We start from the raw sequence: 24,273 nt of genomic DNA on the forward strand, positions 1-24,273 counted from the left end.
GCAAAGAGCCAGTACCCTAGGGATGTGTGTTTGGAGGGGGGTACGCCATCAGGGCGTTGGCGCTCTCGAGATCGAGAGCGCCGCAAAACCACCGGTAAACCTACCCGCCGGCAATCAGCTGCCGCAGCACGTAATGCAAGATCCCCCCCGCCTTGAAGTACTCCACCTCATTCAGGGTATCGATCCGGCACAGCACCTCGATCTGTTCCTGTTGCCCGTCCTCGCGGGTAATGCGCAAAGGCAGGCTCATACCCGGGCGGATGTGTGCACCGTTCAAACCCAGCACATCGATCCGCTCCTTGCCGGTCAGCCCCAGTTGCTTGCGGTCGTCGCCGGCCTTGAACTGTAGCGGCAGCACGCCCATACCCACCAGGTTGGAGCGGTGAATGCGCTCGAAGCTTTCCGCCAACACCGCCTTGACCCCCAGCAGGTTGGTACCCTTGGCTGCCCAGTCGCGGCTGGAACCTGTGCCGTATTCCTGGCCGGCGATTACCACCAGTGGGGTGCCCTCCTGCTGGTAACGCATGGCCGCGTCGTAGATCGACAGCTTCTCGCCAGTGGGCACGTGCAAGGTGTTGCCGCCTTCTTCACCCCCCAGCATTTCGTTGCGGATACGGATGTTGGCGAAGGTGCCGCGCATCATCACTTCATGGTTGCCACGCCGCGAGCCGTAGGAGTTGAAGTCGCGTGGTTCCACCCCCTGTTCACGCAGGTAGCGCCCGGCGGGGCTGTCGGCCTTGATGTTGCCGGCAGGGGAGATGTGGTCGGTGGTGACCGAATCGCCGAGCAGGGCCAGGATGCGTGCTCCCTCGATATCCTTGATCTGCGGCGGTGGCCCGCCGATGTCGTCGAAGAACGGCGGATGCTGGATGTAGGTGGACGCCTCCTGCCACACATAGGTGGCCGCTTGCGGCACCTCGATGGCTTGCCACTGGGCATCACCTTGGAAGACCTCGGCGTACTCCTTGTGGAACATCGCCGTGTCGACCTTGGCCACGGCTGCGGCGATTTCCTGCTGGCTGGGCCAGATGTCACGCAGATACACCGGCTGGCCATCCTTGCCGGTACCCAGCGGGTCGCGGGTGAGGTCCACGCGCACGCTGCCGGCCAGGGCATACGCCACCACCAGCGGCGGTGACGCCAACCAGTTGGTCTTGACCAGCGGGTGCACGCGGCCCTCGAAGTTACGGTTACCCGAAAGCACCGAGGCCACGGTCAGGTCGGCGCTGCCGATGGCTCTCTCGATCGCTTCATCCAGTGGGCCGGAGTTGCCGATGCAGGTGGTGCAGCCGTAGCCGACCAGGTCAAAGCCGAGCTCATTCAGATACGGTGTCAGCCCGGCAGCCTCGAAGTAGTCGGTGACCACTTTGGAACCAGGCGCCAGTGAGCTCTTGACCCAGGGTTTGCGCTGCAGGCCTTTCTCCAGGGCCTTCTGCGCCACCAGGCCGGCCGCCATCATCACGCTTGGGTTGGAGGTGTTGGTGCAGGAGGTGATCGCGGCAATCACCACCGCGCCGTCACGCAGGGTGTGGGTCTGGCCTGCATGGCTGTAGTCGATTTCGCCAGCCTGGTCGGCGTTGCCCACCGCCACACCGCCGCCGCCTTCGCTCTCCAGGCGGCCGACTTCCTTGGCCAGCGGCTTGGGCTGCAGTTCGATGAAGTGGTCGAACGCCTGGCTGACCTGGCTCAGGGCAACGCGGTCCTGAGGGCGCTTGGGCCCGGCCAGGCTGGCTTCGACCTCGTGCATATCCAGCGCAAGCGTGTCGCTGAACAGCGGCTCCTGGCCCGGCAGGCGCCACAGGCCCTGTGCTTTGCAGTACTGCTCGACCAGTTGCACCGTTGCGCTCGGGCGGCCTGACAGGCGCAGGTAATCGAGGGTCACCTCATCGACCGGGAAGAAGCCACAGGTGGCGCCATATTCGGGGGCCATGTTGGCGATGGTGGCACGGTCGGCCAGGGGCAGGTCGGCCAGCCCGTCGCCATAGAATTCGACGAACTTGCCCACTACGCCCTTTTTGCGCAGCATCTGCGTCACCGTCAGCACCAGGTCGGTGGCGGTGATGCCTTCACGCAGCTTGCCGGTGAGTTTGAAGCCGATCACTTCCGGAATCAGCATCGACACTGGCTGGCCGAGCATGGCCGCCTCGGCCTCGATGCCGCCAACGCCCCAGCCCAGCACGCCCAGGCCGTTGATCATGGTGGTGTGCGAATCGGTGCCGACCAGGGTGTCGGGGAAGGCGTAGACGCGGCCGTCTTCTTCACGGGTCCAGACGGTGCGGCCGAGGTACTCCAGGTTGACCTGGTGACAGATGCCGGTGCCTGGCGGCACTACCCGGAAGTTGTCGAAGGCGCTCTGGCCCCAGCGCAGGAAGGCGTAGCGTTCGCCATTGCGTTGCATCTCGATGTCGACGTTCTGGGTGAAGGCCTGTGGCGTGGCGTAGCGGTCGACCATCACCGAGTGGTCGATCACCAGGTCGACCGGCGACAGCGGGTTGATCCGCTGCGGGTCGCCACCGGCCTTGGCCATGGCCGCACGCATGGCCGCCAGGTCGACCACGGCGGGTACGCCGGTGAAGTCCTGCATCAACACCCTGGCGGGCCGGTACTGTATTTCCCGGTCGGAGCGGCGCTCTACAAGCCATTGGGCAATGGCGCGCAGGTCGTCGCCGGTGACGGTCTTGCCGTCCTCCCAGCGCAGCAGGTTCTCCAGCAACACTTTCAGCGACATGGGTAAGCGTTGCAGGTCGCCCAATTGGCGGGCGGCTTCGGTAAGGCTGTAATAGTGGTACGTCAGGTCGGCGACCTTGAGGGTTTTGAGCGTGTTCAGGCTATCGAGCGAGGGCATTGCCAACTCCTTCTGCGCCGGTGCCCGGCAAATCGGGGTGTTTGCCGGTGTCACCGCTCTGTTTCGATCCGCACGGTACGGACCTGGCTGAATGGTCAGGTTAGACCGGTTTGGCTTATCTGACCCTTTTCTGGACCGGCGGGGCGTGTCGCAGGTTCCGAACTTCCTTTATTATCGCCGCCCTGCCGGCGCCTGTTGCGCGCCCGCCGTAGTGGAGTGAGAGATGAGTACCCTGTTCATGCATTGCCGGCCCGGTTTCGAGGGCGAGGTCTGCGCCGAGATCAGCGAACATGCTGCCCGCCTGGGGGTTGCCGGCTATGCCAAAGGCAAACCGCAGAGCGCCAGCGCCGAGTTTGTCTGTACCGAGGCCAGCGGCGCCGAGCGACTGATGGGGGAACTGCGCTTCGCTGAGCTGATCTTCCCGCGTCAGTGGGCCCGTGGCGGTTATGTCGAATTGCCGGAAAGCGATCGCATCAGCGTGTTGCTGGAACACCTGGCCGACCTGCCCGTGTTCGGCAGCCTGTGGCTGGAAGTGCTCGACAGCAACGAGGGCAAGGAGCTGTCGACGTTTTGCCGCAAGTTCGAACTGCCGCTGCGCAAGGCCCTGGAAAAGGCCGGGCGCCTGGTCGAAGACGCCAGCCGTCCACGCTTGTTGCTGAGCTTCATCACCGGCCGGCGGGTATTTGTCGGCCTGGCTGCGGCCAACAACAGTGCATTGTGGCCAATGGGCATCCCGCGCCTGAAATTCCCCCGTGAAGCACCCAGCCGCTCGACCCTCAAGCTGGAAGAGGCGTGGCATCAGTTCATCCCCCGCGAGCAGTGGGAACAGCGCCTGGGTGATGACATGACCGGTGTCGACCTGGGCGCTTCGCCTGGCGGCTGGACCTACCAGCTGGTGCGCCGGGGGATGCTGGTCACCGCCATCGACAACGGCCCGATGGCCGAGAGCCTGATGGACACCGGGCTGGTCCAGCACCTGATGGCGGATGGTTTCACCTGGCAGCCCAAGCAACCGGTGGACTGGATGGTCTGCGACATCGTCGAGAAGCCGGCACGGACCACCTCGTTGATCGAAACCTGGCTGGGGGAAGGGCTGTGCCGCGAGGCGGTGGTCAACCTCAAGCTGCCGATGAAGCAGCGTTACGCCGAAGTGCGGCGCCTGCTCGACCGCATGGAAGCCACGTTCAAGGCGCGCAAGATCCGGGTTTCGATCGCCTGCAAGCAGCTGTATCACGACCGTGAGGAAGTGACCTGCCATCTGCGCAGGCTCGACCTGAAGCCGCGTTGAGTGCAGGCGCGGCGCGTGGCCCTTGGTCCGCGCCGCCCGATGCGCGACAATGACGATCATATTCGGAGCCACCCATGACTGACTTCACCCCCGACGCCATCCTCGATGCCACCGGCCTGAACTGCCCGGAGCCTGTGATGATGTTGCACCAGCACGTGCGTGACCTGGCGGCCGGTGGCCTGCTCAAGGTCATTGCCACCGACCCGTCGACCCGGCGCGACATCCCCAAGTTCTGCAACTTCCTCGGCCACGAACTGCTGCAGCAGCAAGAGGACGCGGGCACCTTCCTGTACTGGATCCGTAAGAAAGCCGACTGAGCCGCTCTGGAACACGCCGCGCGTAGCGCCTACACTGCGTTCCCCTGACAGGAGAGCGCCATGCTGATAGTTGCCGACGAGAACATTCCGCTGCTCGATGCCTTCTTTGAAGGTTTCGGCCAGATCCGCCGCTATCCGGGGCGAAGCCTCGATGCCGCCAGTGTCAAGGACGCCGACGTGCTGCTGGTGCGCTCGGTGACCAAGGTCGACCGCCAACTGCTCGAAGGCAGCCGGGTGCGTTTTGTCGGCACGTGCACCATCGGTACTGACCACCTGGACCTGGACTATTTTGCCGAGGCTGGCATCCACTGGAGCAGCGCGCCGGGTTGCAATGCCCGTGGTGTGGTGGACTATGTGTTGGGCAGCCTGCTGACCCTGGCTGAGCTGGACGGTGTGGCGCTGCCCACGCGCACCTATGGCGTGGTGGGCGCAGGGGAGGTCGGTGGCCGCCTGGTGCGTGTGCTGCATGGCCTGGGCTGGAAGGTGCTGGTGTGTGACCCGCTGCGTCAGGCTGCCGAGGGCGGCGATTACGTCAGCCTCGAAACGGTGCTTGAGCAGTGCGATGTCATCAGCCTGCACACCCCCTTGCAGCGCAGCGGCGAGCACCCTACCTGGCACCTGTTGGGCCAGGCGCAACTGGCGCGGTTACGCCCAGGCGCGTGGCTGATCAACGCCAGCCGCGGCCCGGTGGTGGACAACGCGGCCTTGCGCGAGCTACTGCTGGACCGTGAAGACGTGCATGCCGTGCTCGATGTATGGGAAGGCGAGCCGCAGGTGGACCTGCAGCTGGCCGACTTGTGCACATTGGCTTCGCCGCACATCGCTGGCTACAGCCTGGATGGCCGGCAGCGTGGCACGGCGCAGATCTATCAGGCCTTGTGCCGTTTCCTGGATGAGGCTGAGCAAGTACGCCTGGCCGACCTGCTGCCCAAACCGCCCTTGGCACAGATCGAACTCGATGCCAGTACCGACCCGGCCTGGGCCTTGGCCACGCTGTGCCGCGCCGTGTACGACCCGCGCCGCGACGATGCAGATTTTCGCCGCAGCTTGAGCGACGACCCGGCCGAGCAGCGTGCGGCATTCGATCAATTGCGCAAGCAGTATCCGCCTCGGCGTGAGGTCGAGGGGCTGGCGGTGCGGATTCGTGGCGAGTCGCCGCAGTTGGCGCAGTTGGTCAGTGCGTTGGGGGGTGTGTTGGTCTGAGCTATACCTGTGCCGGCCTCTTCGCGGGGCAAGCCCGCTCCCACAGGTTACCGCTGCTTTCTAGTTGGTGAGGTACTTGTGGGAGCAACTGTCTTCTTGTGGAAGCTGGCCTTGCCGGCGATGGGGCGCGTAGCGCCCCAGGCCCGGCTGTGCCGGGCATCGCCAGCAAGGCTTGCTCCTACGAATGAGCTATTTGCTCCTTCCAGGGCGTTCCGGTCTTGAGCATCGCATTTAGCCTCACTATCAATACTCGCATACACGCCACCACCGATACTTTCGCGCACTTCCCTTGGGCTCGCAGTGCTTTGTAGCGCTCGCAGAAGTCCTTGTTGTGCCGTATCACCACCCAGCAGGCCATATAGAGCGCCCGCCTGACTTGTGAGCGCCCCCCCAGATTGAACGCTTGCCCGACTGCTTGCCGCTGTCCTGGTTGAACGGCGCAACACCGACCAAGGCGGCAATTTCCTTCTTATCCACCTGGCCCAGCTCTGGCAGCAAGGCCATCAGCTTTCCGGCAGTAATCAGACCAATTCCTTTGACTTGAGTGAGCTGTTTAACCCGGTCATCAGGCAAAGCTGCTGCCTGCTGTGCGATCTCTTGTTCCAGCGCTCGAATTTCACCCTTCAGATAGGCGATGTGTTGTTCCAACCGCAAACAAACACTGGGAGCCCGCGCCTGCTTCAGGCGCCGCTTGTCATCGTCGCGCTGTTGGACGAAGCGATCCCGCTGCATAAGCAGTTCGCGCAGCAAGGCCCGCTCGGGTGTCATCACCTGGCAAGGCCGTGGGGGCATAACTTCAGCCAGGTGAGCCAAAACCGCTGCGTCAATGGGATCGGTCTTGGCGCGTTTACCCATCGACTTGGCAAAGTCCCGGGCACGACTGGGATTGATCCGGCAAACCGGAAAATCGGCATCCCGCAGCGCTTTGAGGACATTGCACTCGTAGCCACCGGTAGCTTCGAGCAAGACCATTGAAACTGCATACCCGCCAAGCTTTTCGACGAGCAGTTGGAATCCCTTCAAGTCATTGGAAACACTGAAGTTCACCCCCTCAGGGCGGATGTGAACAGCAAGTGTGGCACTGGAAACATCGATGCCGACAGAGGAAGACATGGCCAAACCCTCTTAAACTCAAGGAGTGAGAGCGCTTTGGCTTGGCCCACGCTTGTGATTCGAGATTACGCCCCTCATCCAACTGTTCGGGCTCTCGCCAAAGTGGAACGGTGAATGGCAGCTTTTGCTCCCACACGTGCTCTGGGCACCTCGGGCTATCAGCTTGCCATTCACCGCTCTCACTTCAGATTCTATTCCCTCTCCAAGACACAAGCGGGCTTGCCCGCGAAGAGGCCGGCGCAGGCAATAAAAACCCGGCGCAAGCGCCGGGTTGCAATGAATTCGCCGATCAGCCCTTGCGGGCTTTTGCGACCCGGCTTTCTTCCAGTTCCTTGCAGGCTTTCTGGATCATCTGTTCGGTGATCGGAACCTCGCGCCCTTGGGCGTCGATGATCGAACCGCAGGCCTGGGGTTGCGGGTTGTTCTGGGGCAGCTTCGGGGTATCGCTGCCATGCTGCACACTCATAGCGGTCTCCTCATCAGGTTCAAACTCAGGGTAACCCTGTGCGATGACTGGCCAGTGACAGCACCTCAGGCGTCACGGCACAAACAGTCCAACAGAAACGACGTTAAAGCTCCAGAGGCCGGTTAGATCGAAAGGCTATAGCCACCCACTGGCGTTCCTCGCGCGCCGATGAGTGGTAGTCTGCTGCTTCCTCGCCGTTTTGGTCGCCGCCATGCCCGAATCCGTTTCCCCTGACCAACGTCGCGCATTGCGCCTGGGTTGGCAGTTCGTTCGCCCCTATCGCCGGCAAATGCTCTTTGCATTGCTGGCGCTGGTGGTCACCGCTGCAATCACCTTGTCCATGGGGCAGGGCATCCGCCTGCTGGTGGACCAGGGTTTCATGACCCGTTCCGCGCACCAGCTCAACCAGACCATTGGCCTGTTTCTGCTGTTGGTGCTCGCACTGGCAGTGGGTACTTTCAGCCGCTTTTACCTGGTGTCGTGGATCGGCGAACGCTGCGTGGCTGATATCCGCCGTGCAGTGTTCGATCACCTGATCGGGCTGCACCCAGGGTTCTTCGAGGACAACCGTAGTTCCGAGATCCAGTCCCGGCTCACCGCTGACACGACCTTGCTGCAATCGGTAATCGGCTCCTCGCTGTCGATGTTCCTGCGCAATGCGCTGATGGTGGTGGGGGGCGTGGTGCTGCTGTTTATCACCAACCCCAAGCTCACCAGCATCGTGGTCGTCGCCTTGCCGCTGGTGTTGGCGCCAATCCTGCTGTTTGGCCGGCGAGTGCGCCGCCTGTCGCGCCAGAGCCTGGACCGGGTGGCGGATGTCGGTAGCTATGTGGCCGAGACCCTGGGGCAGATTAAGACCGTCCAGGCCTATAACCATCAGCCGCTCGACCGCGAGCTGTTCGCCGGTACTGTCGAGGCGGCCTTTATTGTGGCCAGGCAGCGTATTGCCCAGCGCGCGTGGCTGATCACCCTGGTTATCGTACTGGTGCTCGGCGCGGTGGGCATTATGCTCTGGGTCGGTGGCATGGATGTGATCGCCGGGCGTATCTCGGCAGGCGAATTGGCTGCCTTTGTGTTCTACAGCCTGATCGTGGGCAGTGCCTTTGGCACGCTCAGCGAGGTGATTGGCGAGCTGCAGCGTGCAGCGGGCGCGGCCGAGCGGATTGCCGAGCTGTTGGCGGCGCGCAGTGCGATCCTGGCGCCTGACGTAACGGCCTCGCTGCCTCAGCGCCGTGCAACCGGGCTTATCGAATTGCAGCAGGTGCACTTTGCCTACCCGTCACGGCCCTCGGTTGCGGCCATCGACGGTCTGAGCCTGGCAATCGAGCCGGGGCAGACCGTGGCACTGGTCGGGCCCTCGGGTGCAGGCAAGTCGACCCTGTTCGACCTGCTGCTGCGTTTTTACGATCCTCAGCAGGGCGCCATCCTGCTCGATGGCCAAGCCATCAGCGAACTCGACCCTGACGAGTTGCGCCGGCAGTTCGCCATTGTGGCGCAGAACCCGTCGCTGTTTCGCGGCACTGTCGAGGCCAACATTCGCTATGGCCGGCCAGAGGCGACGCTGGCCGAGGTCGAGGCGGCAGCGCGCGGTGCCCATGCCGACGAATTCATCCAGCAGCTGCCGCAGGGCTACCAGACGCCGCTGGGCGAGGGCGGCATTGGCCTGTCTGGCGGGCAACGGCAGCGGCTGGCGATTGCCCGTGCGCTGCTGGTCGATGCGCCGATCCTGTTGCTGGACGAGGCGACCAGCGCCCTCGATGCGCAAAGCGAGCACCTGATTCAGCAGGCGCTGCCCAGCTTGATGGCGGGTCGCACCACCCTGGTGATCGCCCACCGCCTGGCCACGGTGCAGCACGCCGACCGCATCGCGGTGATCGATAAGGGGCGCGTGGTGGCAGTCGGAACGCATCGCCAACTGATCGAGGAAAGCCCACTGTACGCCAGGTTGGCCTCGTTGCAGTTCACCACAGGCTAGCCTGTCTTGGTTCTGTAACATTTCTGTAGGAATTGCCTGACACTATTGGCTTCAACTGTTGTGCAAGTGCTCAAGTTGGCTGCTATCGAACGATGGCAGCCTTTTTTTTGCGAGCCAGCCTACGAGGACATGGAATGTCTTGCCCGGCGCCGCAGACGCGCGCCGTTCCCTTCCTTCTGGTGTTGAGAGCCGCGATGTTGCGTAAGTCCCTCAGAGTGCAAATTCTCTCCCTGCTCGGCGGCAGCCTGGCAGCGATGCTGCTGATCGCGCTGGTGTGTTTTCAGTTTCTGTCGTCCAGCGTGCGCGGCTATGCCGAGTTGGTCGATGGGCCGCTGCGGGCTTCGCAATTGATCGATGAAGCCAACTTACAGTTCAAGATCCAGGTGCAGGAATGGAAGAACGTGCTGCTGCGCGGTCGCCAGCCCGCCGAGTTGGACAAATACTGGCAGCAGTTTCAGGCCCGCGAGCAGCAGGTCCAGCAGTTGCTGGGGCAACTGATCGACAACAGTGATGCCCGGCTCAAAGCCCCCTTGCAACAGCTGCGTGACAGCCATCGGCAGCTGGGCCAGGCCTATGCGCAAGGGCGTCAGGCGTTTATCGCTGCAGGTGGCGACCCGGTTGCGGGCGACCTGGCGGTCAAGGGCGTGGACCGTGCTGCCAGCGAGCAGATGAGCGAGCTGGTCGAACAGCTGCGTGCCGATGCCCGCGCGCGTGCCGCGAGCATCAGTGCCAACGCCGAGCGTACCGTGTGGCTGGGCTTGCTGGTCATGCTGGCCTCGGCGCTGCTGGTTGGCCTGTTCAGCCTGTGGCTGGTCAATCGCAGCCTGATCGAACCGATCCGCCAGTTGATCGAGTATGTCGCGCAGTTGAGCCAAGGCCGCTTCGCCGCCCGCGTGGACAGCCGCCGCGAAGATGAACTGGGGCGCTTGGCGCGTGCGGCCAATACCTTGCGTGACTTTCTTGCCGAGACGGTCGGCCGGCTCAAGGACAACGCCCAGGAGTTGGAAGGCGCCAGTGGCCAGTTGCGCAGCATCGCCGCAGACATGGCCCAGGGCACGCAGGACCAGTTCCAGCGCACCGACCAGGTGGCCACAGCCATGCATGAGATGTCCGCCACCGCCCAGGAAGTGGCCCGCCACGCCGCCGACGCCGCCCGCGCTGCCGACGATGCCGACCACAGCGCCCAGGCTGGCGAGCAAGTGATGCAGCAGACCATTGACATCATTGGCGTGGTCAACCGTGAGATCGCCGGCACGGCAGCAGTGATACGCTACCTGGAGCATGACAGTACGCGCATTGGCAAGGTGCTCGAAGTGATTCGCGGCATTGCCGAGCAGACCAACCTGCTGGCGCTCAATGCAGCCATCGAGGCGGCCCGCGCGGGCGAGGCCGGGCGTGGCTTTGCGGTGGTCGCTGACGAGGTGCGCAGCCTGGCCCAGCGCACCGCCGCTTCGATCGCCGAAATCCACCAGATCATCGAGGCGGTGCAGTCGGGGGCGGTAGAGGCGGTGAAGGCCATCGAAAGCGGGCAGCAGCGCAGCGAGGAGGGGGCCGAGCAGGTTCAGCAAGCGGGGCAGATGCTGCAACGCATCACCTCGGCGGTGGAGGCGATCCGCGACATGAACCGGCAGATCGCGACGGCGGCTGAAGAGCAGACCAGCGTGGCCGAGGACATCTCGCGTAATCTGATCGAAATCACCCGCATCGCCACCACCAACCAGGAGGCGGTGCAGCAGACCGAACAGGCCGGGCAGCGCTTGCACGGGTTGTCGGGGCAGTTAGGGGAGGTGACTTCGCGGTTGACGGCCTGACCTGTTGGTCAGGGCCGCTCCCCCAAGGGGAAATCCGCCATAAACGGGGTGAACTTGGCTCAACTGTGGCGGATTGTCGCCATGCGACCCACTGTCTCACCCCTTAGACATTGGTCTAAGTTCAGTTGGCACACTCCCTGCTTAAGCGCGTCCGGGCCTATGCCCGAGGCGATCGTGCCCCGATCCAGCGAAATACCCCTCCAAACCACAACAACATCCGGGCGTGCATGCCGGGGGCAACGACTGCCAATCCTTCACATCAATTGGATTGAGCTAATGAAAAAAATCCTGCTGGCGCTCCTTTGCCTGAGCGTCATCGGCTGCTCCAAACCCACGGAGCCGGAAAAGACCGTCGACGTCCTGCTGATTGGGGGTGGCATCATGAGTGCCAGCCTGGGCACCTACCTCACCGAGCTGGAGCCGAACTGGAAGGTCGACATCTATGAGCGCCTGGACCAGGTTGCCGAAGAAAGCTCCAATGCCTGGAACAACGCCGGCACCGGTCACTCCGCGTTCTGCGAGCTGAACTACACCAGTGTTGGCAAGGATGGCAGCATCGACATCAGCAAGGCGGTGGGGGTCAACGAGCAATTCGAGATCTCCAAGCAGTTCTGGGCCTACCAGGTCGAGCAGGGCGTGCTGAGCAACCCGAAATCGTTCATCAACAACGTGCCGCACATGAGCTTTGTGTGGGGTGACGACAACATCGCCTTCCTACACAAGCGCGTCGATGCCCTGCAGCACAGTTCGCTGTTCCGTGGCATGCAGATCAGCGAAGACCACGAGCAGATCCGCCAATGGGCACCGCTGGTGATGGAAGGCCGCGACCCTGGGCAGAAGATCGCCGCCACGCGCATGGCGATCGGCACCGACGTGAACTTTGGCGAGATCACCCGTCAGCTGTTCGCCTCGATGACCCGCAACCCCAACGTCACCCTGAACCTCAGCCATGAAGTGCGTGACATCGTGCGCAACGATGATGGCACCTGGCGTGTGGTGGTGGCTGACCTGGCCAAGGGCGGCAACGAGGTGGCGGTCAACGCCCGGTTCGTCTTCATTGGGGCCGGTGGTGGCGCGCTCAAGCTGTTGCAGAAGTCGGCTATCCCGGAAGCTGAAGGCTATGCTGGGTTCCCGGTGGGTGGCCAGTTCCTGATGACCGACAACCCGGATGTGGTCGCGCGCCATCAGGCCAAGCTGTATGGCAAGGCTTCGGTCGGCGCACCGCCGATGTCGGTCCCGCACCTAGACACGCGGATGATCGACGGCAAGCAAGTGCTGCTGTTCGGCCCCTTCGCCACCTTCTCCACCAAGTACCTCAAGCAGGGCTCGCTGCTGGATATGTTCGCCTCGCTGAACAGCCACAACGTGCTGCCGATGGTGAACGCCGGCATCGACAACATCGACCTGAGCACCTACCTGATGGGGCAATTGATGCTCAGCTTCGATGACCGCATGAATGCCCTGCGCGAGTACTTCCCCAACGCCAAGAACGAAGACTGGAAGCTGCTGCAGGCTGGCCAGCGCGTGCAAGTGATCAAGAAGGACCCGGTGCTGGGTGGTGTGCTGCAGTTCGGCACCGAAGTGGTGGCCGCCCAGGACGGCAGTATCGCCGCGCTGCTGGGTGCTTCCCCGGGCGCCTCGACTGCCGCGCCGATCATGCTGACGGTGCTGGAGAAGACCTTCAAGGACCGCCTCAAGACACCTGAATGGCAGGCCAAACTCAAGCAGATCGTGCCCAGCTATGGGCAGAAGCTGAACAACAACCTTGAGCTGACCAACCAGACCCGGGCGTGGAGCAGCGAGCGTCTGCAACTGCTGTATGTGCCGGTGCAGGCTGAGCAGTAAATAGCCTTTCAGGCGGACAACAAAAAGCCCGCGCAAGGCGGGCTTTTTGAGCAGGATTTGGTCGGAGAGACAGGATTCGAACCTGCGGCCTTCTCGTCCCGAACGAGACGCGCTACCTGGCTGCGCTACACTCCGATGAACGAAATCCTACTGCATCCCTTTTTTGCACGCAAGCCCTTGTTGTTAAAAGGGCGTTTGCCAAAAAGGGTAGCCAGATCACAGCTCTTTGACGGTACGGATCTGGTCTTTGTTCAGGCGCGTACGCTTGCCATCGAGTTGTTCGAACTCGTAGAAACCGGAGTCCTCGTCAAACGAGGGAGTGTCCACTGCCTGGATCTCGCGGCCATCGTTCAGGGTAATGACGGTTGGCGATGCGCAGCCGGCGAGGGCGCCCAGGCCCAAGGCAAGCAGAAAAGCGGGAAGGGTCCGTTGAATCATCGTGTTTCTCCAGTGCGATGGTGCTAGATGACTTTTAAGACGCAGGGCGTCCACGCAAGTTCCTTTCCAGTGCAGCATAGCGGCAAAACCTAAGTATTGACCAAGGGCAAGGGCGCAGGGGCGCGCCGCTGTGGCGGGGGTGTGCTGTGTTATAAATGCGCCATCCCATCTTCTTGTGACGGACACCCATGAAAGCCAAGGCAGATACCCCCTTCGTACCGCTGAACATCGCCGTGCTCACGGTCAGCGACACGCGTACCCTCGACAACGATACCTCCGGCCAGCTGTTCGTCGATCGCCTGACGGCGGCCGGTCACCACCTGGCGGCGCGGGTTTTGCTCAAGGACGACCTGTACAAGATTCGCGCCCAGGTCGCTACCTGGATCGCAGACGATGAGGTGCAGGTCGTGCTGATTACCGGCGGCACCGGTTTCACCGGGCGGGACAGCACGCCCGAGGCCGTGGCCTGCCTGCTGGACAAGCAGGTGGATGGTTTCGGTGAGCTGTTCCGCCAGATCTCCGTGGCCGACATCGGCACCTCCACCGTACAGTCGCGGGCCCTCGCGGGCCTGGCCAATGGCACCCTGGTTTGCTGCCTGCCGGGCTCGACCAATGCGGTGCGCACCGGCTGGGACGGCATCCTCGCCGAGCAGCTCGATGCCCGCCATCGTCCGTGCAATTTCGTGCCCCACCTGAAGCAGGCAGCGGCCTGTGAAAGCCGTGGCTGAGGCTAACCAGGCCCGGCCACTGATGCCGGTGGAAGACGCACTGCAGCGGTTGCTTGCGCTGGCAGAGGCCGCACCGATCCGGGAAACCGAGCATGTACCGCTGGCCGAAGCTGACGGGCGCGTGCTGGCCAGCGACCTGGTGGCTTCGCTCGACCTGCCGCCCTGGCCGAACAGCGCCATGGACGGTTATGCCCTGCGCCTGGCGGACTGGCACGGTGAGCCCTTGCCGGTCAGCCAGCGGATCTTTGCCGGCCATGCGCCGCAGCCGCTGCAGCCGGGTACGTGCGCACGCATCTTCACCGGCGCGCCGGTGCCGGCTGGCGCCGACTGCGTTGAAATGCAGGAGAACGCCGACGTGTTGGACGACGGCCGGGTGCGTTTCCGTGAGCCGCTCAAGGTCGATCAGAACATTCGTCCGCAAGGCCAGGAAACGCGTCAGGGCGAGCAGGTGATGAGCGCCGGCACACGCCTGGGGCCGATCGAGCTGGGTTTGGCCGCGACCCTCGGTCAGGCTCGCCTGGACGTGGTGCGCAAGGTGCGTGTGGCGGTGCTGTCTACCGGTGACGAACTGATCGAGCCTGGCCTGCCTTTGGGGCCAGGGCAGATCTACAACAGCAACCGCCGCTTGCTGGTCAGCTGGTTGCAGCGCTTGGGGTGCGAAGTTCGGGATGCGGGGATTTTGCCCGATGACCTGGCGCGCACCCGCGAATGCTTGGCGGCGCTGGGCGATGTCGACCTGATCCTGTCCACCGGCGGCGTCTCCGTCGGCGAGGCCGATTACCTCGGGGCCGCCCTGCGCGAAGCCGGCGAACTGGCCTTGTGGAAGTTGGCGATCAAGCCGGGCAAGCCGCTGACCTTCGGGCATTTTTGCGGTGTGCCGGTGATCGGCCTGCCGGGCAACCCAGCCTCCACGTTGGTCACGTTCGGTCTGCTGACCCGGCCATACCTGTTGCGGCGCCAGGGCGTGGCTGATGTCACGCCGCTGCGCTTCGACATGCCGGCAGGCTTCGACTGGCCCAAGGCAGGTAAGCGGCGCGAGTACCTGCGTGCGCGGATCGAGCAGGGCCAGGTGCGCATCTACAAGAACCAGAGCTCGGGTGTACTGCGCAGTGCAGCCTGGGCCGAAGGGTTGGTGGAGGTGCGCGAAGGCAGCACGCCGAAGCAGGGCGACAGCGTGCCGTTCATCCCGTTCAGCGAGCTACTTGGCTGACCGACCGAACCAGCCGCCCGCCAATTGAGTAGCCTCGGCGGGCTGTGCCTGGTTGAGGCGCATGTGCACGTTTTCCAGTTGCTGGGCGGCGATGTTCCAGTCGTGGCGCTGACGGGCGAATTGCCGCCCGGCCTCGCTCAACTGGGCCATGCGCCAGGGTTGGTTGAGCAGTTGGGTGATCAGTAGCGCCAACTGGTCGCCATCGTCACTGCCCAGGTAGTGCTCGCCGTTGTTCACGGCCAGCCCTGAAACACCCTTGCTGGTGGTGATGACCGGCAGCCCGGCGGCCATCGCTTCAAGCAGCTTCACCTTGGGGCCCCCGCTATACCGCAGCGGGGCGAAGAACAGTGCCGAGCGCCGCTGCACCTCGCGCAGGTCAGGGCGGTAGCCGATCCACTCGATGCGTGGGTCGTTCCAGTGCAGCTTCCAGCTGGCGGGCAGGGCGTGGCCGGCAATGGCCAGGCGCACCGCAGGGTTGCTCATCCACACCTGCGGCATGATCTCTTCCAGCGCCCATTCGATGGCCTCAAGGTTTGAGCCGTACTCGAAATTGCCGACAAACAGCAGGCGCTGGCTGTGCAGCGAGGGTTGCACCTGCTGATAGAAGTCGCAATCCACGCCACTGACTACCACGTTCACCGGGCGCCCGCTGACCTGGGCGATGAGCTCGGCGTCGTGGCTGCTGACCGCCACCAGTTCAGTGGGTTGGCGCAGTACCCGGTGTTCCCAGCGCCGGTAGCGCCAGCGATCGAACGCGTTGAGCGGACGCAGCCAAAGGGGTAGGCGGTCATGGCAGGCGCCGCCCATGACCGATTCGAGGGTGTGCTCGCTGAGCATGAAGGGCAGGCCGCGCGCCTGCAGAGCCTTCTCGAAAGGTTGGAAGCTGTAACTGTGCTCGATCTGGATGACGTCCCAGGGCTCGTCCAGCAATTGCTCGAAGCGGTGTCTCAGACAGGGCGCCAAGCCATTGATGATGGCTCGCATGGGGTAGTCGATGATCGGTGAGGCCAGCAGGTTGAGCGGGCTGTGCAGCGCGCGCCTGGGCAGTACGATCAGGCGTTCGACCAGGGGTTCGAGGGCTTCGCGGGCAGTATCGCTCAAGGGGATCTTCGATTGCACCAGCAGGGTAATCCGGTGGCCTCGTTGGGCGAGTGCGCGCATCAGGTGATATTGCCGGGTCTTGCTGCCGCTGGTGGTCGGCCAGGGTAGGTAGGGCAGTGTCCAGAGAATGCGCATGTCCCGGAATCCTCGCTACAGATTGCGGATGAAAAGACGCGCCCATCGGCAGTCAGCCGATCACTGCTGCCGGGGCGCGTCCATGGCTATCGGTAATTCGAGTCAATATGCTGACTCGCAGGCTAAATTTCAGCGCCTGGGTCAAATACTTGTCAACGGTGCATCTGCTGAGCATAGCCGGGCATTGGCGACTGTGTGGTAAATGGGAGGAATCCCACCATTATTGCGATGGTCATGCAACGATTGGCGCGTGTTGGCGGTCGAGATCTGGGTTAGCCATTTTTCAAGGAGAGGCGCGATGCAAGGGCGCAAGGCAATGTTGATCCTGCACGGCAAGCAGGCGATGAACGAAGCGCTGCGCACTGCCGTGCTGGCGCTGCGCGAGACCGGCTGGGTGCTGGATGTGCGGGTAACCTGGGAGGCCGGGGACGCCCAACGCCTGGTCAGCGAGGCGCTGGCGGCCGGCTACACCCATATTGTCGCGGGCGGCGGCGATGGCACATTGCGCGATGTCGCCGAAGCCATGGGCCTGGCGGCGGCCAAGGCCAGCCTCGCGCTGATGCCCCTGGGCACCGCCAACGATTTCGCCAAGGCCGCGGGCGTGCCATTGGAGCCAGACGCGGCATTGGCACTGCTGAACACGCCGCCGCAGCCCATCGACATGGGCCAGGTTGGTGATCAGCTGTTCCTCAACATGGCCACCGGCGGCTTCGGCAGCCAGGTTACGGCCAACACCTCCGAGGACCTGAAAAAGGTGCTGGGGGCTGCCGCCTATCTGTTCACCGGGCTGTCGCGTTTCAGTGAGTTGCAGGCAGCATCCGTAGAGCTGCAAGGGCCGGATTTTCACTGGCAAGGTGATTTGCTGGCCTTGGGTATCGGCAATGGCCGGCAGGCCGGCGGGGGCCAGCTACTGTGCCCGGATGCGCTGGCGGACGATGGCCTGCTCGACATCGCCATACTGCCGGCGCCGCAGGAGGTGGTGGGGGCATTGCGTGATCTGTTGGCCGGTGACGGGCTGTTCGTCCGGGCCAGGCTGCCCTGGGTTGAAATCAAGAGTTCGCAGGGCCTGGACATCAACCTCGATGGCGAACCACTGCAGGCCGACAGCCTGCGCTTCGAGGCCAGGCCCGCAGCCCTGCGCCTGCACTTGCCGAGCGGGTCGCCGTTGCTCAGTCGTCCAGGCTGATGATCTTTTCGCGCACTGCGTACAGCACCAGGCCTGCCACATCGTGAATCTGCAGGCGTTTCATGATCTGCGAGCGGTGGGTTTCCACGGTCTTGATCGAAAGCCCCAGGCCGCAGGCGATCTCCCGGGTCGATTTGCCCCGCACGATCAGGCGCAGGATTTCCAGTTGGCGTGCGGTCAGGTTATGACGCTCGCCGCTCGCTTGCGTGCGATGCTGCGTATTGAGCAATGCCTGGTTGATGACCGTGTGGGCGATGGCCGGGCTGAGATAGCGCTCGCCGTTGCGCAAGGCGCACAGGGCCTGTTCCAGTTCGGTGGCGCTGGTGTCCTTGAGCAGGTAACCGTGGGCGCCGCTTTCCAGCGCCCGCATGATCAGGTCTGGGTCGGTGTGCATCGACAGGATCAGCACCTTGCAGGTGCTGCCGCTGGCGCGCAATTGGGTCAAGGCATCGAGGCCGCTGGTCGAACGCATGGAAATGTCCAGCAGGACGATGTCAGGCGCCAGGTTACGGACGTGCTCGAGCAGCAGGCAACCGTCGTCGGCCTCCCCGACCACGCAGTAGCCAGGGATGTCGCAGACCAGCGCCCGCACCCCGGCACGGATCAGTGAGTGGTCGTCCACCAGCAGCAGTCTACAAGTCATGGGCTGTAAAGGTCCTGGCGCGTTCCTGGGTGCGCGGCGGCCACGGGAACAGGGCTTCGATCTGCGTGCCGAGGCCAAGCTGGCTGGTGATGTCCAGGCGGCCTTGCAAGGCGGTTACCCGTTCCTGCATGCCGGCCAGGCCGCGTTGGCCCGACTCGGCCGGGTCTCTTGCGGGGAGAAAACCGCGGCCATCGTCCTGGATCGTCAAGGCAAGCCCGGCGGGGCTGCGCTGCAGGCGTACCGACAGGTTGCGCGCCTGGGCATGGCGCAGCATGTTGGTCACGGCCTCCTGGGTGATGCGAAACACGGCCATCGCTACGGCTTCGTCAATGCCCCAGAGCCGCTGATTGCAGGCCAGGCTCCAGTGCACGTCGGTGTTTTCCAGCGTGCGCAGCAGGTGCGCGCGCAGGCTGGCTTCAAGCCCAAGGCTGGCCAGTTGCCGCGGGTTGAGCAGGGCAGAAACATCGCGCACATTGCTCAGCGCGTCGTCGAGCGTGGCGCGCAGGGTGTCGCAGTGGCTGTGAAGTTCGTTGGGCACTCGCCGTTGCAGCCATTGCAGTTGAAGCTTGGCGGCCGTGAGCAGTTGCCCGATGTCGTCATGCAGCTCGCGGCCGAGGTGCTGGCGCTCGCTTTCCTGAACCTTGAGCATGCGCTTGGCCAGTTCTGCCGGGTGCAGGCGGATTGACCCGGCCCCCAGGCTCACATGCAGGCCTACGCCGAGCATCGCCGCCGATTGCAGCAGCAACAGGCTGGCCGGCATTGGTTGGCCGGCCATGTACAGCAGCAGGTTGGCGACCACGGAGGCCACGCACAACACTATCGTCGTCCAGCGCAGCAGGGCAGTGCGGGAGCAGCAGCGCAGAGAAGTCTTCAAGCGTGGGAACATAGATAGAGAAGCCACTGAAGTATTGCTGATGGAGGCCTTGCACAAGTCTTACCAGAGGCTTTGGCGCAGTACTTTCGATGTTTTGCCGGGCACGTCCTCAATCAGCCTTTTTACCGACTGCAGGTATTCGCCGGCGGGCATGGTAACACTTCGCGCGGCATTGGTCGCTGCTGGGCAACGCTTTGAAACCTCATGGTTTACGGGGTATTTCGGCACGTCCGTTCAATTGCGCTAAATAGCAAAATGCCATCCATTATTGGGCTGGCATTCACTTCCAGAGTAACTAGCGGGTTACTGCTGTCTGTATCGCTGGCAACATTTGCAGAAACTTCCAAGTTCGACCCGGGTGGGCGTGAACAAGGCCCTTAGTTGCTCTTAGGGTGTGTTAGTGCGAAACACGGGGGCGCGTATTGGAGGCAGCGGGCAAGTGTGGGTGAGTGCAGTGGCTGCCATGCTCTTCGCACGATGCACAGGTTTGCGGTAAGGGTTGTTCCAAGGCGCTGGCCAGTTCGGTGAGCAGCGACACCTGCTCGCAGGTATCAAGGTTCAGTTGACCGGTGCGGGGGTCTGTCAGCTCCAGCTGCCAGGCCAGCAGGGTCAGGCAGGCGTCCGTCGCTGGCAGGGCTTCACGCAGCAGGCGTTGCTGCTGGCAGGCGGGTGCGAGCAGCTGCTGCAAAACGGTGACGTAGTGGGCAAGCTCAAGCAAGTCCAGGCGGCTGGCGCGTCGGGCCAGGGTGTCGAGGGAGGTGTTCAGGCAATTGCAGGCGTCTGCGTCGTTGTCGATCAGCTCCAGGTGCTGCAGGCATTCCTGGGACTGGGTCAGCAAGGCTTGCGCATCCAGCAGAAACGCCTGCACGGCACCTTCGAACGATAAGGCACTGTCCATCAGTACGCTCCGGCGCGTAGGGCGGGAGCAAGGGGTGGACACGGCGATACGATAGCGAACAAAAGCCTGAACTCCATTCATGCAATGAGAATGGTGTCACATTAATGGCTAATGGATATCGCGAACATCAGGTTGCACCCGATTGCCTCTAAGGGTTTCCCTGATAGGTGACTAGGGTGCAACAAGGTGCAAACCGGCAGCAGCCCCGAGGAGGCGTCCGCAGTAAAGCATGATGGTAAAGTGATATCAATTGCCGTGGCGGCATTTTCCAGCAAGGGTCAAGGTGCGCGTGAATCCGCCGATACAGGGTGAAGAATTCAACTTTTCGACTCAAGCCTGGGGGCTTCCAATGGCTGGCATTCTCGACACGGTAGACCAACGCACGCAATTGGTGGGTGAGAACCGCCTGGAAATTCTGATGTTTCGCCTGGCAGGTCGGCAGCTGTTCGCGATCAACGTCTTCAAGGTGCAGGAAGTGCTGCAGCTGCCCAAGCTGACGCTGATGCCGCAGCGCCATGCGTTTGTCTGCGGGGTGGTCAACCTGCGTGGGCAGACCTTGCCGGTGATCGACCTGTCCCAGGCGATCGGCATGCGTCCACTGCAACCAGGGCCGGACAGCACCATCATCGTGACCGAGTACAACCGTTCGGTGCAGGCCTTCCTGGTGGGTGGCGTCGACCGCATCGTCAACATGAACTGGGAAGCGATCATGCCTCCGCCTACCAGTGCCGGGCGCCAGCATTACCTCACCGCCATCACCAAGGTTGATGAGAAGCTGGTCGAAGTGATTGATGTGGAGAAGGTCCTGGCCGAGATCGTGCCCTACAACGCCAAGGTCTCCGGTGAAAGGCTCGCCGACCCGGTGCTGGCCCGTGCCAGAGGGCGTGAAGTACTGCTGGTGGACGACTCCAGCGTAGCCTTGGCGCAGTTGCGGGACACCCTGTCGCAATTGGGCATGAAACTGCACGTGGCCAGTGATGGCCTGAAAGCGTTGCGCCTGCTCAAGAGCTGGGCCGATGCCGGTGAGGATGTGTGCGAGAAGCTGCTGATGGTGTTCACCGACGCCGAAATGCCAGAGATGGACGGCTATCGGTTGACCACCGAAATCCGCAGTGATGCCCGCCTGCGTCAGCTTTACGTGGTGCTGCACACCTCGTTGTCGGGCAGCTTCAACGAATCGATGGTCAAGAAGGTTGGCTGCGACAATTTCCTGTCCAAGTTCCAGCCAGACCGTCTGGTCGAGGTGGTCAAGCAGCGCCTGCTGCTCGATACCACGAGTGGGTGATACCTGACCTTGCCGGGTATAAGCTTGGCGTTTCGAATGACGCGAGGCGGCAGGGATGTTTCTGAGTGAGTTGTATCGGTACCCGGTGAAGTCGGGGCAGGCGCAAAGTCTGCAGGTTTCGCCGGTCGGCCAGCTGGGGTTGCTGGGTGACCGCCGCTGGATGGTGGTGGAAGCGGAGAATGGCCGCTTCCTCACCCAACGTGCCTGGCCACAGCTCGGCCAGCTCAGGGCGAGCTACGACGATGCCGGGCAGTTGCTGCTGGAGGCGCCTGGGCAGCTGCCACTGCAGGTGCCTGTACCTCTTGCCGACGATGACTTGCGAGGCGTGACGATCTGGCGCGATACCCTGCGGGTGCCCGATGCCGGCGACGTGGCGGCGGCCTGGCTGTCGGCGCTGCTCGGCAAGGATGTGCGGCTGGTGTATTGCCCGGAACAGCGGGCGCGTTATTTGCCCAATGGTTATGGCTTCAACAGTGACCGTGCGGCTTTTCCGGATGGTTTTCCGCTGCTGTTGATCGGCCAGGGTTCGCTGGACGAGCTTAATCGGCGCGTTGGTCGGCCCATGGAGATGCTGCGGTTCAGGCCCAACCTGGTGGTGCAGGGCGCAGCGCCGTTCGCCGAGGACGGCTGGAAGCGGATTCGTATCGGTACCTTGGAGTTTCGCGTGCTCAAGCCCAGCGTGCGGTGCATTTTCACCACGATTGACCCACTGACCGGCGAACGCAGCCCGGACCGCGAGCCCATGACCACACTCAAGACCTTCCGCGAGAAGGAGGGGGATGTGTTGTTCGGGCAGAACCTGGCGGTGGATGGCAGTGGCGTGCTTGAGGTGGGGATGCAGGTCGAGGTGTTGTAGGGGCGCAGAGAACAACATCACAGCGAGATAGCAATCGTGTGGGAGCGGGCTTGCCCGGGGCAAGCCCCTCCCACACGGTGGACTGCTGAATCAATACGTCATGTGTTCTTGAATTAAGGGCGGTTCACATATCGTCAAAGTACCGCTCGTGCCAATCCACCAGCGGCTGCGGCGAGTTGAGCTTCTGCCCGTAGATCACCGAATACGACAGCACGTTCTGCACGTACTGGCGTGTCTCGTCGAACGGGATCGACTCAACCCACACATCGAAGCTCAGGTGCTTGGCGCCTTTGAGCCACTGACGTACCCGCCCAGGGCCTGCGTTGTAGGCCGCCGAAGCGAGCACCCGGTTGCCATTGAACTGGCTGTGCACCTGGCTCAGATACGCTGCACCCAACTGGATGTTCTTGTCCGGGTTGAACACCTGCGCAGGCGATGCCAGCGGAATACTGAACTTGCGCGCCGTTTCCTTGGCAGTAGCCGGCATCAGCTGCATCAAGCCGCTGGCGCCCACGCTGGACCGCGCATCTTCCATGAAGGCGCTTTCCTGGCGGGTAATGGCGAACACCCAGCTTGAATGCAGGCCACGCACCTTGGCCTCGCGCACCAGGGTGTCGCGGTGGGCCATCGGGAAGCGGATGTCCAGGTCATCCCAGTACTGGGCCTGGCTGATGGTCCGGATGGCCGGGAAGTACCAGCGCAGTTCGTAGGCCAGGCGTGCCTGGGCGACCATCTCGTCGCGGGTGAAATGGCGGCTGACGTGGTACCACTCGCGGCGCCCTTCGACGATCTGCCCGCGGGCATGGAACTCCAGGGCGCGGCGGATACCAGGGGTATTGCGTACCTTGTTGACCAACTGCTGGCTCATTACCAGGGGCTTGTTGTTCAACTGGTAAGGGGTCTGTGCCCGGTCGGCTGCAAGGAAGCCATAGAAATCGCGCTCGCGTGCCACGGTGTTGTAGAGCAGCGGAATTTGCGGGTTGTTCGGCTGGGCCAGCTCAAGGCTGCGCGCCTGCCAGTACTTCCAGCGGTTGCTGCTGGCCAGGTCCTGGGGCAGACGCTTGGTCAGCTCGTAGGCATCTTCCCAGCGGCCCAGGCGCAGCAACAGGCGCATGCGCCATTCGCTGACGGTGTTGTCACGCAGCTCGGGATCGTAGCGGGTCATCAGGTCGAGCGCGCGCGGGTCGTAGCGGCGAGCCAGGGTCAGGCCGATCTCGCGGGCGATGGCGACCTTTTCATCGCGGGAGAAGTGCATGCGGCGGGCGTAGTCATCGAGCAGCGCCATGGCCCGCTCCGGGTCCTGCCGGGCCAGACGGCGCAGGCCAAGGCTGACCACGTCGGACATGGCTTCGTTGACCGGGGTGAAGCGCGATGGCTGGTTGAGCAGCTCGGGCTTCTGCGCCACGTCGATCAGCAGGCGGCCCTGCGGGCCGAGGGTGTTCAGCGTCTTGACCAGGTTGTTGGCCAAACCGTAGTTGCGCGCCTGCGCCGCCAGCTTGGTGCGGTCCCAGCGCTTGGCCTCGGTCAGTTGACCCTCGGCGGCCCACATGCCGAACAGCGTGTCGCAGGCTGCAGGTTGCGACTTGCCGACGTTCCACAGTTTATCGGCCGTGGCATAGCCTTCGGCGCGCAGGCCGTGGCTGAGCTGGTACTGGCCGTTGAGGCAGTCCAACTCGGTGAAGTTGAGCTTAGGGTCGTAGTACTTGACGAAGGTGTTCCATTCGCCGCGCTCGGCCAGCCAGCGCAACCAGCGCAGTTTCATCCAGTTGGCTTGGGGCAGGTCGCCGTGTTTGGCCAGGAACCCTTCGATTTCCTCGTTGCTGGCGCTTTTCAGGCGTGCGGTGAGCTCGTCGTAGGTGAGGTAGGGCGTCAGTGGGTAGTCGCGCAGCTGCTGGGCATAGCGCAGGTAAGGGCCTTTGTCGCCCTTGGCCAGGGCGCGCTTGGCCTCGTCGTAGTACTGGCGCTGTTGTGTGAGGTCGAGGGCCTGCGCCGCGCTGGCGGTGGCGGCGGTAAGCAGCAGGCAGGATGCAATCTGTAACAGGCGGCTGCGCATGAT

The 24,273-nt window shown here is 63.2% G+C and carries 19 protein-coding genes, 1 tRNA gene and 2 pseudogenes; 12 read left to right on the forward strand and 10 right to left on the reverse strand.

What is annotated here, in order from left to right; all coding sequences use genetic code 11:
• Positions 1 to 100: 100 nt before the first annotated feature.
• Positions 101 to 2,845 carry an aconitate hydratase AcnA gene (acnA, locus tag ACSSU5_RS18560; protein ID WP_492559467.1) on the reverse strand — a complete coding sequence of 915 codons (2,745 nt, stop codon included), beginning with the start codon at positions 2,843 to 2,845 and terminating at the stop codon, positions 101 to 103.
• Positions 2,846 to 3,068: 223 nt separating this feature from the next.
• On the opposite strand from acnA, the gene rlmM reads away from it, so the two are divergent.
• The 3 genes from rlmM (at position 3,069) to pdxB (ending at position 5,653) form a co-directional block, all read left to right on the forward strand.
• On the forward strand, positions 3,069 to 4,133 hold the full coding sequence (rlmM, locus tag ACSSU5_RS18565) for a 23S rRNA (cytidine(2498)-2'-O)-methyltransferase RlmM (RefSeq protein ID WP_492559468.1): 1,065 nt from the start codon (positions 3,069 to 3,071) through the stop codon (positions 4,131 to 4,133).
• 74 nt (positions 4,134 to 4,207) lie between these two features.
• The gene (tusA, locus tag ACSSU5_RS18570; protein ID WP_016500764.1) at positions 4,208 to 4,450 is read left to right on the forward strand and encodes a sulfurtransferase TusA; all 243 of its coding nucleotides are present in this window, start codon (positions 4,208 to 4,210) and stop codon (positions 4,448 to 4,450) included.
• 60 nt (positions 4,451 to 4,510) lie between these two features.
• The gene (pdxB, locus tag ACSSU5_RS18575) at positions 4,511 to 5,653 is read left to right on the forward strand and encodes a 4-phosphoerythronate dehydrogenase PdxB (RefSeq protein ID WP_264309551.1); all 1,143 of its coding nucleotides are present in this window, start codon (positions 4,511 to 4,513) and stop codon (positions 5,651 to 5,653) included.
• Positions 5,654 to 5,831: 178 nt separating this feature from the next.
• Here pdxB and ACSSU5_RS18580 read toward each other — a convergent pair.
• Both ACSSU5_RS18580 and ACSSU5_RS18585 read right to left on the reverse strand, forming a co-directional pair.
• Positions 5,832 to 6,766: pseudogene (locus ACSSU5_RS18580) on the reverse strand (IS110 family transposase).
• Between the two features lie 289 nt (positions 6,767 to 7,055).
• A complete protein-coding gene (locus ACSSU5_RS18585; protein ID WP_264309550.1) occupies positions 7,056 to 7,232 on the reverse strand; it encodes a PA1571 family protein in 177 nt (58 codons plus the stop codon).
• Positions 7,233 to 7,443: 211 nt separating this feature from the next.
• Here ACSSU5_RS18585 and ACSSU5_RS18590 point away from each other — a divergent pair, with 211 nt between their 5' ends.
• From ACSSU5_RS18590 to mqo, 4 genes and pseudogenes are all read left to right on the forward strand, one after another.
• Entirely contained in the window at positions 7,444 to 9,207 is a 1,764-nt protein-coding gene (locus ACSSU5_RS18590; protein WP_492559469.1) for an ABC transporter transmembrane domain-containing protein, read from the forward strand.
• Positions 9,208 to 9,974: 767 nt separating this feature from the next.
• Positions 9,975 to 10,133: pseudogene (locus tag ACSSU5_RS18595) on the forward strand (HAMP domain-containing protein); the annotation flags it as partial.
• 171 nt (positions 10,134 to 10,304) lie between these two features.
• Positions 10,305 to 11,018: a methyl-accepting chemotaxis protein gene (locus tag ACSSU5_RS18600; protein ID WP_492561337.1), complete on the forward strand. Its 714-nt coding sequence runs from the start codon at positions 10,305 to 10,307 to the stop codon at positions 11,016 to 11,018.
• Positions 11,019 to 11,294: 276 nt separating this feature from the next.
• Positions 11,295 to 12,863 carry a malate dehydrogenase (quinone) gene (gene mqo / locus ACSSU5_RS18605; protein ID WP_492559470.1) on the forward strand — a complete coding sequence of 523 codons (1,569 nt, stop codon included), beginning with the start codon at positions 11,295 to 11,297 and terminating at the stop codon, positions 12,861 to 12,863.
• Positions 12,864 to 12,921: 58 nt separating this feature from the next.
• Here mqo and ACSSU5_RS18610 read toward each other — a convergent pair.
• Positions 12,922 to 12,998, reverse strand: a tRNA-Pro gene (locus ACSSU5_RS18610).
• A gap of 81 nt (positions 12,999 to 13,079) precedes the next feature.
• Complete coding sequence (locus tag ACSSU5_RS18615) at positions 13,080 to 13,301, reverse strand: YgdI/YgdR family lipoprotein (RefSeq protein ID WP_027596642.1); 222 nt, start codon at positions 13,299 to 13,301, stop codon at positions 13,080 to 13,082.
• A gap of 188 nt (positions 13,302 to 13,489) precedes the next feature.
• On the opposite strand from ACSSU5_RS18615, the gene moaB reads away from it, so the two are divergent.
• The gene (gene moaB, locus ACSSU5_RS18620) at positions 13,490 to 14,029 is read left to right on the forward strand and encodes a molybdenum cofactor biosynthesis protein B (protein WP_264309546.1); all 540 of its coding nucleotides are present in this window, start codon (positions 13,490 to 13,492) and stop codon (positions 14,027 to 14,029) included.
• Positions 14,030 to 14,051: 22 nt separating this feature from the next.
• Positions 14,052 to 15,239 (forward strand): molybdopterin molybdotransferase MoeA, encoded by a 1,188-nt coding sequence (locus ACSSU5_RS18625; protein ID WP_492561338.1) that lies wholly within the window; start codon positions 14,052 to 14,054, stop codon positions 15,237 to 15,239.
• Here the strand turns inward: ACSSU5_RS18625 and ACSSU5_RS18630 are convergent.
• On the reverse strand, positions 15,228 to 16,475 hold the full coding sequence (locus ACSSU5_RS18630) for a glycosyltransferase family 4 protein (RefSeq protein ID WP_264309545.1): 1,248 nt from the start codon (positions 16,473 to 16,475) through the stop codon (positions 15,228 to 15,230). The two genes, ACSSU5_RS18625 and ACSSU5_RS18630, sit on opposite strands and share 12 nt — an antisense overlap.
• A 298-nt stretch (positions 16,476 to 16,773) precedes the next feature.
• Here ACSSU5_RS18630 and yegS point away from each other — a divergent pair, with 298 nt between their 5' ends.
• Positions 16,774 to 17,661: a lipid kinase YegS gene (yegS, locus tag ACSSU5_RS18635; RefSeq protein WP_492559471.1), complete on the forward strand. Its 888-nt coding sequence runs from the start codon at positions 16,774 to 16,776 to the stop codon at positions 17,659 to 17,661.
• On the opposite strand, the gene ACSSU5_RS18640 is transcribed toward yegS, so the two are convergent.
• From ACSSU5_RS18640 to ACSSU5_RS18650, 3 genes are all read right to left on the reverse strand, one after another.
• On the reverse strand, positions 17,645 to 18,304 hold the full coding sequence (locus ACSSU5_RS18640) for a response regulator (protein WP_264309543.1): 660 nt from the start codon (positions 18,302 to 18,304) through the stop codon (positions 17,645 to 17,647). The two genes, yegS and ACSSU5_RS18640, sit on opposite strands and share 17 nt — an antisense overlap.
• Positions 18,294 to 19,190 carry a sensor histidine kinase gene (locus tag ACSSU5_RS18645; RefSeq protein WP_264309542.1) on the reverse strand — a complete coding sequence of 299 codons (897 nt, stop codon included), beginning with the start codon at positions 19,188 to 19,190 and terminating at the stop codon, positions 18,294 to 18,296. The genes ACSSU5_RS18640 and ACSSU5_RS18645 overlap by 11 nt, the downstream gene beginning before the upstream one ends.
• A 385-nt stretch (positions 19,191 to 19,575) precedes the next feature.
• Positions 19,576 to 20,076: a histidine kinase gene (locus tag ACSSU5_RS18650; protein WP_492559472.1), complete on the reverse strand. Its 501-nt coding sequence runs from the start codon at positions 20,074 to 20,076 to the stop codon at positions 19,576 to 19,578.
• A gap of 349 nt (positions 20,077 to 20,425) precedes the next feature.
• Here ACSSU5_RS18650 and ACSSU5_RS18655 point away from each other — a divergent pair, with 349 nt between their 5' ends.
• Both ACSSU5_RS18655 and ACSSU5_RS18660 read left to right on the forward strand, forming a co-directional pair.
• A complete protein-coding gene (locus ACSSU5_RS18655; RefSeq protein WP_264309540.1) occupies positions 20,426 to 21,361 on the forward strand; it encodes a chemotaxis protein CheV in 936 nt (311 codons plus the stop codon).
• A gap of 55 nt (positions 21,362 to 21,416) precedes the next feature.
• The gene (locus ACSSU5_RS18660; RefSeq protein ID WP_264309539.1) at positions 21,417 to 22,217 is read left to right on the forward strand and encodes an MOSC domain-containing protein; all 801 of its coding nucleotides are present in this window, start codon (positions 21,417 to 21,419) and stop codon (positions 22,215 to 22,217) included.
• 124 nt (positions 22,218 to 22,341) lie between these two features.
• Here ACSSU5_RS18660 and ACSSU5_RS18665 read toward each other — a convergent pair whose 3' ends face one another.
• Positions 22,342 to 24,270, reverse strand: coding sequence for a transglycosylase SLT domain-containing protein (locus tag ACSSU5_RS18665; RefSeq protein WP_492559473.1), 1,929 nt, complete (start codon positions 24,268 to 24,270; stop codon positions 22,342 to 22,344).
• Positions 24,271 to 24,273: the final 3 nt, after the last annotated feature.

The organism is Pseudomonas sp. E1MeOHC2, assembly GCF_058745025.1.